Source organism: Psychroserpens mesophilus, assembly GCF_050617655.1.
GTDB classification, from domain to species: Bacteria; Bacteroidota; Bacteroidia; order Flavobacteriales; family Flavobacteriaceae; genus Psychroserpens; species Psychroserpens mesophilus_A.
In genome coordinates, this window is the sequence record NZ_JBODQC010000352.1 from 1 (window position 1) to 250 (window position 250).

Below are 250 nucleotides of genomic sequence, written 5' to 3' on the forward strand. Positions count from 1 at the left end.
GGTGGCGACGCGGGTCGAGCGGGTGTGGCCGATGCGCGGCCGCTGAACGCCGCGCGGGCGGTCGTGGTCCAAGGGAATCCCCCAACTGACCCCCGCCAGGCTTTCAAGTACAAGTTCGCCATTAACGAATGCGTTTGCTGAATTGTGGTTTCTGTAGCACGTCAGGGATTTACCGTAGTTGCGCGAGGTCATCTGATACTGTTTTAACCCTATAATATTTTTTTCTGTATAACTTTAACTAGGCTCGCTT

1 protein-coding gene is annotated in these 250 nt (G+C 54.0%); it reads right to left on the reverse strand.

The genetic code is table 11. From position 1 onward, the window contains the following. The coding region (locus tag ACRHNM_RS17550; protein WP_431137934.1) for a hypothetical protein at positions 1 to 192 on the reverse strand (192 nt) is incomplete at its 3' end. Positions 193 to 250 lie beyond the last annotated feature (58 nt).